The 16,063-nt window shown below is 69.1% G+C and carries 13 protein-coding genes and 1 tRNA gene; 5 read left to right on the plus strand and 9 right to left on the minus strand.

Annotated features, from left to right (window positions below; translation table 11 throughout):
* On the plus strand, positions 1 to 1,204 hold a 1,204-nt coding region (locus AOK15_RS42200; RefSeq protein ID WP_107099426.1), incomplete at its 5' end, for an FHA domain-containing protein.
* Between the two features lie 87 nt (positions 1,205 to 1,291).
* Here the strand turns inward: AOK15_RS42200 and AOK15_RS16575 are convergent.
* Positions 1,292 to 2,272: a methyltransferase domain-containing protein gene (locus AOK15_RS16575; RefSeq protein ID WP_055517484.1), complete on the minus strand. Its 981-nt coding sequence runs from the start codon at positions 2,270 to 2,272 to the stop codon at positions 1,292 to 1,294.
* Positions 2,273 to 2,453: 181 nt separating this feature from the next.
* Here AOK15_RS16575 and AOK15_RS16580 point away from each other — a divergent pair, with 181 nt between their 5' ends.
* Entirely contained in the window at positions 2,454 to 2,867 is a 414-nt protein-coding gene (locus AOK15_RS16580) for a globin (protein ID WP_055517487.1), read from the plus strand.
* A gap of 17 nt (positions 2,868 to 2,884) precedes the next feature.
* On the opposite strand, the gene AOK15_RS16585 is transcribed toward AOK15_RS16580, so the two are convergent.
* The 7 genes from AOK15_RS16585 to AOK15_RS16615 form a co-directional block, all read right to left on the minus strand.
* On the minus strand, positions 2,885 to 3,574 hold the full coding sequence (locus tag AOK15_RS16585; protein ID WP_055517489.1) for a DUF8185 domain-containing protein: 690 nt from the start codon (positions 3,572 to 3,574) through the stop codon (positions 2,885 to 2,887).
* Positions 3,571 to 3,981 carry an acyl-CoA thioesterase gene (locus AOK15_RS16590; RefSeq protein WP_055517492.1) on the minus strand — a complete coding sequence of 137 codons (411 nt, stop codon included), beginning with the start codon at positions 3,979 to 3,981 and terminating at the stop codon, positions 3,571 to 3,573. The genes AOK15_RS16585 and AOK15_RS16590 overlap by 4 nt, the downstream gene beginning before the upstream one ends.
* Positions 3,982 to 3,983: 2 nt before the next feature.
* Positions 3,984 to 5,648, minus strand: a complete 1,665-nt coding sequence (ettA, locus tag AOK15_RS16595) for an energy-dependent translational throttle protein EttA (RefSeq protein ID WP_079058520.1) — start codon at positions 5,646 to 5,648, stop codon at positions 3,984 to 3,986.
* 205 nt (positions 5,649 to 5,853) lie between these two features.
* Positions 5,854 to 7,296 carry a Cys-Gln thioester bond-forming surface protein gene (locus AOK15_RS16600; protein ID WP_167738820.1) on the minus strand — a complete coding sequence of 481 codons (1,443 nt, stop codon included), beginning with the start codon at positions 7,294 to 7,296 and terminating at the stop codon, positions 5,854 to 5,856.
* Positions 7,297 to 7,642: 346 nt separating this feature from the next.
* A complete protein-coding gene (locus AOK15_RS16605; protein WP_055517500.1) occupies positions 7,643 to 8,134 on the minus strand; it encodes a single-stranded DNA-binding protein in 492 nt (163 codons plus the stop codon).
* 305 nt (positions 8,135 to 8,439) lie between these two features.
* On the minus strand, positions 8,440 to 10,113 hold the full coding sequence (locus AOK15_RS16610) for a GTPase (protein ID WP_240508451.1): 1,674 nt from the start codon (positions 10,111 to 10,113) through the stop codon (positions 8,440 to 8,442).
* Positions 10,114 to 11,039: 926 nt separating this feature from the next.
* Positions 11,040 to 12,659: a dynamin family protein gene (locus AOK15_RS16615; protein WP_240508452.1), complete on the minus strand. Its 1,620-nt coding sequence runs from the start codon at positions 12,657 to 12,659 to the stop codon at positions 11,040 to 11,042.
* A gap of 310 nt (positions 12,660 to 12,969) precedes the next feature.
* On the opposite strand from AOK15_RS16615, the gene AOK15_RS16620 reads away from it, so the two are divergent.
* The 3 genes from AOK15_RS16620 to AOK15_RS45025 all read left to right on the plus strand — a co-directional run bounded on the left by AOK15_RS16620 (position 12,970) and on the right by AOK15_RS45025 (position 15,734).
* Positions 12,970 to 13,045: transfer RNA gene (locus AOK15_RS16620), tRNA-Arg, on the plus strand.
* 130 nt (positions 13,046 to 13,175) lie between these two features.
* Positions 13,176 to 14,363, plus strand: coding sequence for a tyrosine-type recombinase/integrase (locus AOK15_RS16625; RefSeq protein ID WP_079058521.1), 1,188 nt, complete (start codon positions 13,176 to 13,178; stop codon positions 14,361 to 14,363).
* A 588-nt stretch (positions 14,364 to 14,951) separates the two neighbouring features.
* Complete coding sequence (locus tag AOK15_RS45025) at positions 14,952 to 15,734, plus strand: hypothetical protein (RefSeq protein ID WP_157870269.1); 783 nt, start codon at positions 14,952 to 14,954, stop codon at positions 15,732 to 15,734.
* Between the two features lie 9 nt (positions 15,735 to 15,743).
* Here AOK15_RS45025 and AOK15_RS45030 read toward each other — a convergent pair whose 3' ends face one another.
* Positions 15,744 to 15,926, minus strand: a complete 183-nt coding sequence (locus AOK15_RS45030) for a hypothetical protein (protein WP_157870270.1) — start codon at positions 15,924 to 15,926, stop codon at positions 15,744 to 15,746.
* Between the last annotated feature and the right edge of the window lie 137 nt (positions 15,927 to 16,063).

Genomic DNA, 16,063 nt, shown 5'->3' on the forward strand with positions numbered 1-16,063 from the left:
TGGTGGACCGGGTGGACCGGGTGGTGGCCCTGGCGGACCGGGCATGTCCGGCGGCCCCTCGGGGCCCGGCGCACATGGCGGTCCGGGTGGTCATGGTGGTCCGGGTGGACCCGGGCGGCCGGGTGGTCCCTCCGGATTCGGCGGTGGGCCTTCGGGTCAGCCCGGACAGTCCGGCCCCTCCGGGTACGGTGGCGGGCCCTCGGGCCAGCCCGGACAGTCCGGCCCCTCCGCGTTCGGCGGCGACCCCTCGCGTCCCGGCCCGTCGGGCTTCGGCGGTGACCCGTCACGACCGGTTCCCCCGCCGCCCGGACCGACGCCGGGTGGACCTGGTGGACCGGGTGGACCGGGCGGCCCCGGCCTGAGCAGCCCCGGCGGTCCCGGTCTCACGGGCCCCGGCGGCTTCGGTGGCCCCGGTGGCCGTGGTCCCGGCGGTCCGGGCCCTGGTGGTCCGGGGCCCGGTGGCGGCCCCGGTGCCGGTGGGGCGCCCCAGGCGTTCCAGCAGGCGGGCCCCCCGGCTCCCCCTGTCTTCCCGCAGGAGACCGGGCGCCCGCAGCAGGGCGGTCCGGGTGGCCCCGGCGGTCCCGGCGGTCCGGGTCGTCCCGGTGGGCATCCGCAATCGGGTGGTCCGGCCTTCGGGGGCGACGACGACTGGGTGATCTCCCCGCCCTCCTCGGGCGGCCCCGGCGGCTCCCGCGGCCCGGGCGGTCCCGGCGGCGCGGGAGCGCGTCCCGGCGGCTACGGCTACCCGCAGCCCGACGTCACCCAGGCCCCGCCCGGTCCCTCGTATCAGCAGGGACCGGTGACCTGGAGCGCGACCATCGGTCCGGACCGTGAGTACTTCATGGCGATGATGCACCGCTCGGGCCCCGAGGCCGCCGGGCTGAACCTGCCCGCGTACTCCCCCGAGCAGCAGCGCCCCCTCACCGGCAACCAGATCACCATCGGCCGCCGCCGGCACTCCACCGGTGACACCCCCGACATCGATCTGTCAGTGCCGCCGGAGGACCCGGGTGTCTCGCACCAGCACGCCGTGCTGGTGCAGCAGCCGGACGGCACCTGGGCGGTCGTCGACCAGAACTCCACCAACGGAACCACGGTCAACGGCTCCGAGGAGCCGATCCAGCCCTTCGTGCCGGTCCCCCTCCAGGACGGGGACCGGGTCCACGTGGGCGCGTGGACGACAATCACGATCCGCCGGGGCTGACCCACGAGAACGCGACGAGCGGGGTCGGCCGACCAATTCGGCCGGCCCCGCTCCGCTGCCCGGGCACCGCAGGCCGTGTTCCGGCGCTCACGGCAGCGGCCAGGCGTACGGCCCCTCCGGGTCGTCCAACCAGGCCCAGGCCCGGTCGCCGCTGACGGTGATCCCGTAGCGCTCACGCGACGGCATGCCCTCGCGCTGCCACAGTGCGAGGGCCTCGTGCGGGTCGAGGCTGCCCGCCGTCAGGGTCAGCAGGAACCGGAAGAGATCGTGGTCCCGGGCCGGTCGCGGCAGCCCGCCCAGATGCGGCTGCATCCCCTCCGGCTCCCCGCCCCCGCGCAACGGCACGAAGAACGCCGCCGTGTGCAGGAACCGCCCCTCCGCGTGCTCGTCGGCCATGACACGCAGCGCCAGCAGCCCCGTGGCCATCGGCGTCAGGACGCGTCCACCGGGGGCGCACTGGGCGAGCCAGGCGCGCGGTATCGAGCGGAGCGTGCAGGTCGCGATGATCCGGTCGTACGGGGCCCGTTCGGGCACCCCGCGCGCCCCGTCCCCGGTGACGACGGTCGGGTGGTACCCGGCCGACCGCAGATGGGTGCGCGCGGCCTCCGTGATGTCGGCGTCCAGATCCACGGTGGTGACCAGGTCGTCGCCGAGCCGGTGTGCGAGCAGAGCGGCGTTGTAGCCGGTCCCCGCGCCGATCTCCAGGACCCGGTGGCCGTCCTCCACCTCCAACTCGGCCAGCATCTTCGCCATCAGGGAGGGCTGGCTGCTGGAGGAGATCAACTCGCCGTCCCGGACCCGCGTGGCCAGCGGCGCGTCCGCGTACGCGCCCCTCACCCATCGTTCCCGCCGCCTCGGGTCGCGCTCCTCGCCCCACAGCCGCTCGAAGCCGCCCACGCCCCCGACGTAGTAGTACGGGACGAAGAGGTGCCGCGGAACCGCTTCGAACGCCTCCCGCCAGACCGGGTCGGTGTCCCAGGCCCCGCTGCGCTCGATCTCGCGCACCAGTGCCGACCGCGCCTGCGCGGCGAGGCGTTCCAAGTCGTGGTCCACAGCGTGCGTGCCCATGTCTCCACTGTGCTGCCGGACGCCCCGGGAGGCGAGTGTCTCAGCGCACAGGTCCGGAATCCGCCGTTCCCCAACCGCGCACGTCACCCGGAAGGCGCCGCCGGGCGGGGCACGGTGCCGCCGGGCCCCGGATTTCTCCCTGGTCCTAAGCCTTGAGTCCTCCGTCCCCCCGTCTGAGACCATGGGACACGTGAAAGAGATTCGGCGCGGCACGCTTCAGGAGCAGACCTTCTACGAACAGGTCGGCGGCGAGGAGACCTTCCGGCGCCTCGTGCGCCGCTTCTACGAGGGGGTCGCCGAGGACCCGATCCTGCGGCCCATGTATCCCGAGGAGGATCTGGGTCCGGCGGAGGAACGCCTCGTGCTGTTCCTGATCCAGTACTGGGGCGGCCCCACCACGTACAGCGAGAACCGTGGCCACCCCCGCCTGCGGATGCGGCACGCGCCGTTCACCGTCGACCGGGCCGCGCACGACGCCTGGCTGAAGCACATGCGCGACGCCGTCGACGATCTGGACCTCTCCGAGGAGCACGCGCACACCCTGTGGAACTACCTGACGTACGCGGCGGCCTCGATGGTGAACACCCCCGACTGAGCCGCTGAGCGGGACCGTCAGCGGACGCTGACGTCCAGCGCGCCGAGTCCCGCGCGCCGTACGACGATCGACCCGTACGGCGTGCGCAGGCGCAGCCACGCGCCCGACGAGAAGAGTGCGGGCTCCATTTCCTCCACCGTGCGGCCTCGCGCGGGCCGTAGGAAGCCCAGCGACTGAGCCGCGTGCGCGGCCCGCACGGGCAGGGCGGTGTCCCCGATCGGCCGGGACCAGATCTCCCGCCCGATCCGGTCCAGTTCGGCCCGGGTGCGCTGCTCCGGCGCCAGCTCCCCCGTACGGGAGCGGAACTCGGCGACGGCCTCGGCGACCCTCGCCCGTACCGCCTCCTGGGCGGGCAGCCCGGTCTCTCGGCGCCAGCCGCCGCGTGGGGGCAGCACCCCGGCCCACGGGGGGCCGGTGACGGCGGCGGGCACGACCGCGGTGGCCGCCGACTCGTCGATCGACTCCAGCAGTTCACCGGCGGACACGGTCACGTCGAGCGTGACGTCCAGCCCGTTCTCGTACGGCTTCGCCAGTCGTACCGCCCGGATGGCCAGCACCTCGAAGGAGGGCGGCCGGCCGAACACGGCGAGTGCGGTGCCGGCGGCCTGGAGACGCACCGCCGCACCCCGGTCGTAGTGGAGCAGCCGGGAGAGGAAGGCCGCGAGATCCGCCGCCTCCCCCTCGTCGGCGAGGTGGAGCACCGTCATGCGGCGACGGCCCCCTCCTCGTCGTCCTGGTACTCCGCCAGGAACTCGCGTTCCTCCGCCGTGAGCCGGCGGGGGCGCTGGGCCTGGAAGTCGAACGGCACGATCACCGTGGAGGCCGTGACATAGACCTGCTCGGGGTCCTTGACCTCGTAGGTGATCGTGAAGGACGCCGCTCTTATCTCCGTGACCCACAGCTCGATGTCCACCGGCTTGTGCCGGTGGACGAGCTGCCGCCGGTAGTCGATCTCATGGCGTGCCACCACGGACCCCTGCTTGAAGTCCTTCTCCGGGCGGAACAGGAAGTCGATACGGGCCTCCTCCAGGTAGCGGAGGAAGACCACGTTGTTGACGTGGCCGTACGCGTCCATGTCCGCCCAGCGCAGTGGGCAGCGGTAGATGTGCCGCAAGATCAGCCCCGGGTCAGCTTCTTGTAGGTGGCGCGGTGCGGACGGGCGGCGTCCGGGCCGAGCCGCTCGATCTTGTTCTTCTCGTACGACTCGAAGTTGCCCTCGAACCAGAACCACTTGGAGTCGCCCTCGTAGGCGAGGATGTGCGTCGCCACCCGGTCCAGGAACCAGCGGTCGTGGGAGACGACCACGGCGCAGCCGGGGAACTCCAGGAGCGCGTTCTCCAGGGACGACAGGGTCTCGACGTCGAGGTCGTTGGTCGGCTCGTCGAGGAGCAGCAGGTTGCCGCCCTGCTTCAGGGTGAGCGCCAGGTTCAGACGGTTGCGCTCACCACCGGAGAGGATTCCGGCCGGCTTCTGCTGGTCGGGGCCCTTGAAGCCGAACGCCGAGACGTACGCGCGGGAGGGCATCTCGACCTGGCCGACGTTGATGTAGTCCAGTTCGTCGGAGACGACTGCCCACAGCGTCTTCTTGGGGTCGATGTTCTCGCGGCTCTGGTCGACGTAGGAGATCTTGACGGTGTCGCCGACCTTGATGGTGCCGCCGTCCGGCGTCTCCAGACCCTGGATCATCTTGAACAGGGTGGTCTTGCCGGCGCCGTTCGGGCCGATGACGCCGACGATGCCGTTGCGGGGCAGGGTGAAGGACAGGTCGTCGATCAGGACCTTCTCACCGAAGGCCTTGCTGAGGTTGTTGACCTCGACGACCACGTTGCCCAGACGGGGGCCCGGCGGGATCTGGATCTCCTCGAAGTCCAGCTTCCGCATCTTCTCGGCCTCGGCGGCCATCTCCTCGTAGCGGGCCAGACGCGCCTTGGACTTGGCCTGCCGCCCCTTGGCGTTGGAGCGAACCCACTCCAGCTCCTCCTTGAGGCGCTTGGCGCGCTTGGCGTCCTTCTGGCCCTCGACCTTGAGACGGGACTGCTTCGTCTCCAGGTACGTCGAGTAGTTGCCCTCGTAGCCGATGGCGCGGCCGCGGTCGAGCTCCAGGATCCAGCCGGCCACGTTGTCCAGGAAGTACCGGTCGTGGGTGATGGCCACGACGGTGCCCTTGTACTGGGCGAGGTGCTGCTCCAGCCAGTTCACCGACTCGGCGTCGAGGTGGTTGGTGGGCTCGTCGAGGAGCAGCAGGTCGGGGGCCTCCAGCAGCAGCTTGCAGAGGGCGACGCGGCGCCTCTCACCACCGGAGAGCTTGGTGACGGCCCAGTCGCCGGGAGGGCAGCCGAGAGCGTCCATGGCCTGCTCCAGCTGGGCGTCCAGGTCCCAGGCCTCGGCGTGGTCGAGCTCCTCCTGGAGCTTGCCCATCTCCTCGAGGAGCGCGTCCGAGTAGTCGGTGGCCATCTGCTCGGCGATCTCGTTGAACCGGTCGAGCTTGCCCTTGATCTCGGCGACACCCTCCTGGACGTTCTCCAGGACGTTCTTCGCCTCGTTCAGCGGCGGCTCCTGGAGGAGGATGCCGACGGTGTAGCCGGGAGAGAGGAACGCGTCGCCGTTCGACGGCTGCTCCAGGCCGGCCATGATCTTGAGGACGGTGGACTTACCGGCACCGTTCGGACCGACCACACCGATCTTCGCGCCGGGCAGGAAGCTCAGCGATACGTCGTCAAGGATCACCTTGTCGCCGTGCGCCTTGCGCGTCTTGCGCATGGTGTAAATGAACTCAGCCAAGAGAAACCGTCCGGCAACTTGAAATCTGGCAGTGGGCAGTACCACCCATCTTGCCGCACGGCCAGCCTTCGACGGAAACCGGATGGTGAGGCCCCGCAAGAGCGGCGCGGCCCCGGCGCCTGAGAGGCGTACCGGGGCCGCGTCGCTCGCGGATGTCACCGCGCGGTCACTCACTGTTGAGTTGCCAAGGAACTCTGCTCGTCGGCTACTGCTTCTGCTGCTCCCGCTTGCGCAGGACGATCATCACGGCGCCGCCGATCACGACGAGGGCGATCGCGACGCCCCCGATCAGCGGGGTCGCGCCGGAGCTGCCGGTCTCGGCGAGGTCACCGGCGGAGTCGGTGACGGCGCCGCCGCCGACCGTCGCCGGGCTCGGCTCGCTCAGCGTCTGCACGGACTCGCCGGACGCGTCGGCCTCGGTCTCCGTCCGGCAGTCGAGGACTCCGCGGAACTGCTTCGCGAGGCCGTTCGCTCCCTTGATCGTGAAGTCGTAGGCCTGGTCCTCCTGGAGCGGGATGGTCACCGTCCGGGTCTCGCCCGCCTCGATGGCGTAGTCGATCCCCATCAGCTCGAAGGCGAAGGGCTCGTCCCCGGGGTTGGCCACCGTGAGGTCGAGGCCGCCCTCGGCGCAGTTCTTCTCGGCGGACAGTGCGGGTATCGCGCCGGCGGTGGCCCAGGTCGCGGTGGCCGTGGCGGACACCGTGGACGCGCTGGAGCCCGCGAGGATCTGGGTCTGGCTGCGGGTCTCGGAGGCGAAGGCGCGGCCGACCGGCACGGTGGTGGAGGCCTCGACGGCCAGTTCGGCCGAGCCGTCCTCGCTGTCCTCGGGCACCTCGAAGTACAGCTCGCTGCCGTCACGCGCCGAGGTCACAGCCTTGCCGTCCGCGTCGACGACCTTCACACCGGCCGCGGTGGCGTCCGACGGCGGGGTCACCGTGACGCCGTCGGCGTTGGTGCGCACCTTGACCGGGCCGAGGCGTTCGCCCGCCCACCCCGAGACCGCCGGCGAGTCGAGGGTCAGCGAGGCCGCCGGCTCCGACAGGTTCCGTGCGCTCTTCTCCAGGTAGTCGGCGAGTTTCTCGGCCTCCGGGTCGAGGGCCGTCACGTCGGCCCCGTCGGAGTACCGCCAGATCGCGACCTGGGTACCGGCCGCCGCGTCCTGCTCGGTGAGCCCCTTGGCGCCCGCCTTGCCGGCGAGGGCGGCCAAGTCGTTCACCTGGGGATACGAGTTCTGCAGGATCCAGTTGATCTTGCCGGCGTTCTTGTTGTGCCCCAGGGAGGTACCACTCCAGGAGGTCTCCTGGTACGTGGCGTCCTTCTGCGTGGGGTTCTGGATGTCGACGCAGTAGGTCTGCAGGGTGCCGCCGCCGTCGACGAACATCTCGAACAGACCGGCGGGCAGCTGCTGCTCCTCACCGTCGGTGCGGACCACTGCCGTCCCGTACGTCTTCAGGTCACCTATGGTGGCCGTCGCTCCACCCGGGCTGTGCACCGCCTCCTCGTCGGCGACGGCCGGGCCCGCGCCGACGATCGCACCCGCGACGACGAGGCCGGTCGCGAGCGACACGGCGGCGAGACGGGCCGCCCCTCTTCTGCACGCGGGCCACCCGGACGACACGGTGAACGGCGCCGAGAACGAAGAAACCACAGAATTTCCCTTCGAGCAGGACCCGTTGACGTGGGGGGGTTGTGGTCCCACCAGCAGAATCAGAAGCCCCGTGAGTTATGCCCGGCATCCTAGGGACGCGGCGCTCCGCACTTCCCAGTCGTATGGTCGGACAACCGATCCGAATCGGAATCGTTATCGCCCGCACGGGTCACGGACAGGGCTTATCGACAAATCGACGGCATTTACGTCCGGAGTGTTCGTCACGCACCTGCCGATAAGCCGCAGTTCGAACTGGTGGACGCCCAGGGACGCCGCCGCGAACCGGACTCGCGCACCCTGAGGACGCGTCACTCGCATCCTGATGTCAAGCCGTCGCGCTCTGATGTCACGTCACTCCGACTGCTTCCGGGTGTAGTTCTGCTGCCGGGTGCAGTGCCGCTGTCGTGTCGAGGGGCCTGCCGGGGGCCGGTGTCTCCCAGTTCGGCTCCGGCTGGGGTGGGCCCTGTGTCGCCGTCTCTCCACGGAGTGTCCGCCGGAACGCGGAGGTGCCCCGCGACAGATCGTGGCCGATCGCCACCGCGTCCACGTCCGCCGAGACCCAGCTCTGCCCGTCCCGTTGCTCGGTGCGCACCTTCAACCGTCCCTGCACCACGACCGGGTCGCCCAGCGACACGGACGACGCCACATTCGCCGCGAGGGTGCGCCGCGCCCACACCGTGAAGAAGTTGGTGTGGCCGTCGGTCCACTCGCTCTTCTCCCGGTCCCAGTACCGCGAGGTCACCGCCAGCCGGAACCGGGCCGAGGAGCCCGTCGACCCGTCGCGGCAGACCGGCTGGGTCGCCACGTTCCCCACCACGCACACCATCGTCTCGTTCATCTCGCGAACCCTCCCTCACACCGGCAACGAGGCCGGTCGGACACGCGTACGGGCCCGTCCCGTACGACCGCTGTCTGTCGCGGTGACCGCGCCGCCCCCGCCCCCCGCTCCGTGCGAGGGGGCCGTGGCGCTGCGATCGCCGCGAATCCAGACTGCCGTCGCGGGGACGAGCCCGCTGAGCGCTGTGTACTACCCGCGAGTTGTGGAGAACTCCGCCACCCGAGCGGGTGAAGAGGCAGGGCGCTCACGGGGTGGACCGGGCATACGACCCGACCGGGTGAACGAGGCAGAGGTCGGCGAGGGCCTCAGCCCACCTGCGCCGCCCCCAGCACCCGTCCGTACTGCTCCCGCACCTCCCGGTAGCGCAGCAACTCGGCGGCCACCGGGTCCAGCACCCGCGCCCGACCGCACCCGGCTGCCGCCTCCCAGAGCCGCCGCTCGGCTTCGAGGCCGTAACGCCGGGCCGGCCCTCGTGCCGCCATCCTGCACCCCCACTCCACGACCGGACCTCCGACGATGCCGATCACCATCAACAGCACCGGCACCCCCAGATTCGGGGACAGGACACCGACGATCTGCCCCAACAGCCACACCCCGCCGAGGACCTGAAGAATGGTCATGGACGCCTGGGCCAGCACCGCGGCGGGCCACCAGCCCGGTCGCGGAGGCCGTCCGGTGGGAGCTCCGACCCGTGCCGCCAGCTCGTCCAGCGCCTCGGGCAGCCCCAGCGCCCCGCGCGACGCCGCCTCACGCACCGCCTGCGCCCACGGCGCGGGCAACCCCGTCGCGGCACGGTCGGACAGGACCCGTACGGCCTGTTCGACGCGCTGCCGCGCGGTGGGCTCCTCGTCCACCGGCATCCTCAGAGAGTGACGTCCGGTCGGGAGGTCGCTCCGGCCCTCGTACCAGCGCCACAGCCGGAGCCAGGGCGTGCCGCACGCGCGGTTGGCGTTGCGCAACCAGGCCCGCTCGGCGGCCTCACCCGCAGCGGTGGCGCCCACCGCCTCGGCGAGCCGCGCGGCGAACTCGTTCCGCGCCCGCTCACTGAGCCCCGTGCGCCGCCCGGTCGCGTACACCGGCCACAGCCGTGTGGCGGCCGCGTCCAGATCGGCCTGGACCCGTCGGCCCGGTGCTCCCCGCTCGGCCACGAACTGCCCGAGCGCCTCACGCAGTTCCGCCACCCCGTCGCCGGTGAGCGCGGACAGGGCGAGCACGGCGGCCCCGGGTTCGCCGTGCTCCCCCAGCGCGATCCCGTCCTCGTCGAGCAGCCGCCGCAGATCGTCGAGCACCTGGTGCGCGGCCTCACCGGGCAGCCGGTCCACCTGGTTGAGCACGACGAACATGACTTCGGCATGGCCCGCGAGAGGCCGCAGATACCGCTCGTGGAGCACCGCGTCGGCGTACTTCTCCGGGTCGACGACCCAGATGACCGCGTCGACGAGCCCCAGGATCCGGTCCACCTGCTGCCGGTGCTGCACCGCCGCCGAGTCGTGGTCGGGCAGGTCCACCAGGACGAGACCGGCCAGCTGCGCCTCCGCCTCCGCGCTCTGCAACGGCCGCCGCCGCAGCCGTCCCGGAATGCCGAGCCGGTCGATCAGGGTGGCGGCGCCGTCGCTCCAGCTGCACGCGATGGGCGCGGCCGTGGTGGGCCTGCGGACCCCCGCCTCCGAGATCGCCACGCCGGCGAGCGCGTTGAACAGCGTCGACTTGCCACTGCCGGTGGCACCCGCGATGGCGACGACCGTGTGCTGCCCCGAGAGCCTGCGCCGCGCCGCCGCCTCGTCCAGCACCCGCCCCGCCTCGGCGAGCGTCCTGCTGTCCAGCCGTGTCCGTGACAGCCCGACCAGCTCCCGCAACGCGTCCAGCCGCGACCGCAGGGCGGTGTCGTACGCCAACGGGCTGACCAACTGCGAACCGGCGGACTTCGTCTCCACCATCGTCACCGGCGCGGCCTCCTCGGAGCCGCTCGTCTCGGACACCCGCCGCGCGATGAGCCCGTCGTCCCAGGACTCCTCGGGCTCCCCACGACCAGCGAGCTCCGCACCACGAGCGGTCTCCGAACGGCTGGGGTCCCTCTGGCCGACGCGGTCCGTACGGCCTGGATCGGTTCGGCCGGGATCGGTTCGGCCGGGATCGGTTCGGCCGAGGCGCCCCGTGCGACCAGTTCGATCCGTACGGCTGACGCGACCGTTGCGGCCGACGCGATCCGTAGGAGCCGCTGACTCGGTGTAGGCGATGCGCCGCGAGTCGGCCCTATCGGGGGTGTCGTCACCCTTCACGCGCGCGTCATCACCCTTTGCGCGCGCGTCGTCGCCGTTCACGCGCGCGTGGGCGCCCTTTTCGCGCCCTTCTCGGCCAGTTGCGCCCTCCGGGGGTTGTTGGCCCTCCTCCTTGCTTCGCCTGCTCTCCCGACTCCCTCGGTCCTCCCGAGTCACCCGACTCCACCAGCTCCCGCGCCGCTCCCGCTTGGCGGTCTTCTCTGAAGCCCGGCCGTCCTGTTCGTTCTCATCCGTCTGACCCTCGTGGCTGTCCCCGCTCTCCAGGCTCTCCGAACCCTCCGAGTCCTCCGTGGCATCACAGTGCTCAACAGTGCCGTCAGCCACGTCAACAGCTTGACCCTCAATTGTCCCGTCACCCTCACTGGGCTCACGAGCCCGTTCGGACCCGGCGGCATCTCCAGACTCAACAGCCTTCAGTTCAGTCGGGTCGCCAAGTTCGCCCGGCTCCCCCGAACCGTCGCTCTCCGAACCCACCAAGTGCCCGTCACCCCCAGCCTGGTTCTCGCCCTTGGGGCGCTCCCGCTCGAAAACGTCGTCCCCAGGGAGGCCACTCTTCAGATCGTCGGCCTTACCGGGCACGCCGTCCCCGGTGTGGTCCGCGTGGTCAGTGACGGCGGTCATGGCGGTCACCTCTCCTTCTGCAGTACGGACAGTGCGGCGATGAGTTCGGCCTGCGGCTCGGGGTGGACATCGAGGGCGTCGAGCGGAGCGAGGCGGCGATCACGCTCGGTATCGAGCGCCCGTTCGAGGTACTCGGTGAGCAGCCGCCCGCCGCGGTCCCGCAGCCGGAGCGCGCCGTGTGCCCCGATCCGCTCGGCGAGCCCCTCACCGGCCGCCCTGGCGCGGCGGCCGCCCAGCAGGGCCGTGGCGACGAGGGCGGCGACGGCCTCGGGGTCGGGCGCGACGCCCCGGTCGAGGTCGCGCACCTCCTCCTCGGCGTGCTCCTCCAGGACGCGCCGCCAGCGCCGTACGGCCATCCCGATGCGGTGCTCGGTGTTCCCGGGGGTCGACAGACGGTCCATCAACCCGGCGGCGACGGCGGCCGGTTCGCGCCGCCACGCCTCGCGGATGCGCTCGTCGGCGGCGGTGACGGCGCACATCAGGAGCGTGCCGAGGCTCTCCACCAGCGCGTCGAGCAGTTCACCGGCGGTGCAGTCGAGCGGGTAGCTGCGCCAGCGCTTGAGTGCGTCGCCCGCCAGCACGGCCCCGGCCTGCAACCGCCCCTTCACGCGCGCGTGCTCGCCGTCGTACGCCATGTCGACGGCCGAGGTGAGCCGGAGCGCGGCGGAGTACTGCTGGGCGGCGGCGCTGGCCAGCTCGGGCATCCGGGTCCGCAGCGAGTCGAGTACGCCGTGCGCGGTGCGGGCCATGGCCTGCTGCCGCGTGGCCGGGTCGGTCGCCTGCTGGGTGAGCCAGGTCAGCAGCGGCGCGACGGCGGTGGCCGGGAGCAGCCCACCGCCCCAGGCGGACTCGGGGAGTTCCGGGACGGTGAACCGGGGTACGTCGCCGAGCCCTGCCTTGGTCAGCAGGGCCGCGTACTGGCGGGAGACCTCGGACACGACCTGGTGGGGAACCCGGTCGAGCACCGTGATGAGGGTGGCCCGATGCTCCTTGGCGGTGCGCAGCAGGTGCCACGGCACGGCGTCGGCATACCGCGCGGCCGTGGTCACCATCACCCAGATGTCCGCGGCGCAGATGAGTTCCGCGGCGAGTACGCGGTTCTCGGCCACCAGAGAGTCGATGTCCGGGGCGTCGAGCAGGGCGAGACCGCGCGGGAGGCTCTCGGCGGTCTCGATGCGCAGGACGCGCTCGCCGTCCCGGTCCGGGGGGAATGAGTCGTCGCCCAGGTCCTGGCCCAGTTCCTGCTGGGGCAGCCACGCGCGCGTGAGGTTGGGCAGGACGCGCATGCCGCTGAACCAGTGGTGGTCCTCGGGATGACACACCAGGACGGGCGTCCGGGTGGTCGGCCGCAGGACGCCTGCCTGGCTGACCTTCCGTCCGACCAGGGAGTTGACGAGGGTGGACTTACCGGCCCCGGTCGAGCCCCCGACAACGGCGAGCAATGGCGCTTCGGGTTGCCGCAAGCGGGGCACCAAGTAGTCGTCGAGTTGCGCGAGTAGTTCGTCGCGGTTGGCACGCGCGCGCTGGGCCCCTGCCAGGGGCAGCGGAAAGCGCGCGGCGGCGACACGGTCGCGCAAGGTGGAGAGCGCGTCGAGCAGCTGAGGCCGTACGTCCAAGGTCACCACATGCGAAGAATGCCCAATTTTGTGGACTTTCTGAAGCATATAAGTACGTCTGCGCGCCGACAGGACACACGGGATGGAGGGGACGAGAGGGGCGCAGGCATAACGAGTGCACAACACCCGAGGCACGAGGCGCCAAAAGAGGTGCACGATTCGTACCTGCCTGCGATTATCAGGACCGCTTCACCGAACCTCCACATTGAGCCACGGAGGCGAAGCAACAGGGGCAAGGACTCGGGAGCTCTATCCTTGTCCCCGGCAACGTCACGGATCTGCCCACACCCGGGCACCACGACAGAGGCCACCACACCCGGCCCCCGTAGCTCAGTGGATAGAGCAGGCGCCTTCTAAGCGCTTGGCCGCAGGTTCGAGTCCTGCCGGGGGCGCCACAACCCTTCTGAGCAGGCAGAACAGGCCAGAAGGATCTTCGAAAGCCGCGTGACTTACCTACCAGACTCGGTTAGGTAAGGCGCCTAGCGGACTGCACCTTGCCTAGCCCGGACACCAGGGAGTCACCCCGTGTCGGCACAGGCCAGGAAGTCACCTCTCAGGGCTTCTCAGGGAACCAGCAGGACCACCGCGCTCCGAGCCATCCCCACCGACCCGGACCAGTCAGAGGTCAGGGCAGCGTTCCTCTCCGACTACGCCACGCATCTCAGGGCCAGCAACAACAAGCACGGACGGCCCTACCAGGAGAAGACAGTCACGGCGTACACAAAGGCTGTCAGGGCCCTGGACCAGTGGATGACGGAGCAGGGCATGGAGGGGGATTACCTCTCCGTCGACACAGCCACGCTGAACCTGTTCTTCAGGGCGTACTACCAGGCTCACGAACAGGGCGGGACCAACACCGTTCAAAGGAACCTGCGTACGTTCTTCACCTGGCTGGAAGAGGAGTACGACCACGCCCACCCGTACCGAGACAAGAAGCTCCAGAGGTACGCCGCACCCACGGGAGTGAAGCCCAAGACCCTCAGCTCTGAGTTCGTGGCGGACATGCTGAAGGTGACAGGGAACGGGCATCCCCGAGTGAGGGAGTTCGAGAAGGTTCGGGACCACGCAATCATGCGGGTTCTCACTGAAGGACTGAGGGCTGAAGAACTCCTGATGCTCCGTCTGGATTCACTCGACCTGGAGCAGGGCCTAGCTCAGGTGGTTCCGCTGAAGGACGCACGGAGCAGTGGAGAGGGCAGGATCATTCCCCTTCAGCCCAAGACTGTCGTAGCTCTGACTCGATACATCAGGGCCAGGGAGAGTCACAAGCTCAGTAAGGGTGAGTGGCTGTGGCTGGGCAGCAGGAACAGGTCTCGGCTCACCTACTCCGGTCTCTATCGGATGCTCAACAGGAGGGCCAAGGATGCTGGTTACGAGGGATGCCACCCCCACCAGTTCCGGCACACGTGGACTGACGACATGCTCTCTGCTGGTGTAGCTGGAGAGGACGTCATGACTCTGGCTGGGTGGAAAGACTCGACCATGCTCCGTAGGTACGCGGCAGACATGGCAGTGAGCAGGGCTGTGAAGGTGGCCAAGAAGCTGGGAGACCGGTACCGAGACTGTCTGCGGGACCGTGCCCGCAGAGCCTCTAGGGAAAGGGTCGTGCTCCTCGGAGTGCGGCCCCTTCTGTCATCCCTGAAGGTACGCAAAAGCATCCGACACAAGATCTCTCACTTAGGTATCCTTGAAGGGTGGGACAGCACTGCCTGAATACAGGTAGGGGGTTCCCACAGTCTCCGTCTGGTTGGTTCATCGTGTTCGTCGCACGAGACAGAGGGTCGGCTCTCACTCACGAGGGTCGGCCCTCTTCTATTTCCCGAACCATGCCCCAAAAGTCGGAGGCAGACAGGGGGGTATCTGACACGTTCCCCTGCCATACCCATATCCAAATGTGCCCCAAGGTTGGGGCGAATCGCCGAGGAGGCAACACCTATGAAGCGCCACTACACCCGCACCGTGACCGGATACCGTTGCGCGTCCTGCCGACAGGAGTTCAGCACCCGTAGGGAGTTCGGCCAGCACTGTGGTAGCCGAGAGAACAAGTGCAGGCACCCGCTATCGATGGGGCTAAGCATTGACCTAGCCGTCGGTCCGTACCACTGGACTAAGGCAGCGTAAGAATCCCTGTACGGCCAGGAGAGAGGCTGTGAGGGAATGGCCAGACAACTACATAGACCCACACGCGAGAGGCCCTAGGAACGATCCTGGGGCCTCTCGTATTGGTGGGGATGCAACACCCGAGGGAACTGCGGCCGGGGCCGAGCCCGACCGATTCCCTTGTCTGTAAGGCGCACAACCATGACGAACGACGACGGACGCCTAGTAGGAGGATTTACCTGCGTGGTACCAATCAGCCCAACCGAACTATGTGGAGGGGAGCTTTACCGAGGAAGGCTCTACGGCCCGCCAAAGGCAAAGGTCCCACTGTGTGAGAGGCATGCAGCAATCACCTACGCACACAACACCACCACCTACAGGAGCATGCTGGCAAAGGAAGCCGAGAGGGCTGGACTAACTCTCGACCTACCTGGATGGACTTACATCATCTGGCTACCCAACGGGCGAATCAAGATTGGAACCAGCAGCAGCGATGAGAACCTAGTGGGGAGGTGGATAAATATCAGCCGCGACTACAGGAGGCGGGGCTTCTTCGATGGTATCAGGCCCATTGCGATTATCCCTGGTGGAGCTGCGGAGGAAGACAGGCTTCACCGCCGATTCCGAGACTTCCGGGTTGAGGATGAGTACGGAGAGCAGTTCAGAGCAGAGCCCGAGCTAATCGCCTACGCGGAGATGTATGGAATCCCCGAGGATAAGACACACCTAGTCGCGGAGTTCGAAGAGGCTTGGGCTAGGAGCGATGCCAGGAACAGGAAGAGGCTAGTAGTACATGCTCCGGCTATGAGAAGAAGAGTTCCCCACCAAGGCAGGAAGAACGAGGAACCCACCACACCGAGACCAAGCAAGAAACCTAAGAAACCCATAGCCCCTCCCGATTCAGTTAACGGAGGGAGTATGACAGATGATCTCCCCCGAGAAACACAAGAGACCGGGGAGCATGGCCCCCGGTCTTCCGTGTGAGTTGTTCCCTCATCTCCGCTTCTCTTTGCAGCGGTAGCAGGAGCAGGGCGGGTATTCGGAGGTCATGAGCACTTCCCCCGCCTCGATCACTCGTGCGGGCTTGATGACTGCCTTCTCTCCGGTCTCTCTGTTCACCCGGTACACCTCGATGCGCAGTGTCGCGAGAGGTGGTGCGTCTGCCTTGTCCGTCATGCCATGCATCGTGTGTCCCCACTTGGGACGAACTTGGTCCCGTGCAAGGACAGTTGGGAGGTCTGGGCGGTACCTTCGAAGAAGGCCCAAACGTCCCTGGGAGAGACCTTGAACACTGCCCTACGATCAGCTATGGA

Source organism: Streptomyces ossamyceticus, assembly GCF_001418475.1.
Taxonomy (GTDB): Bacteria; Actinomycetota; Actinomycetes; order Streptomycetales; family Streptomycetaceae; genus Streptomyces; species Streptomyces ossamyceticus.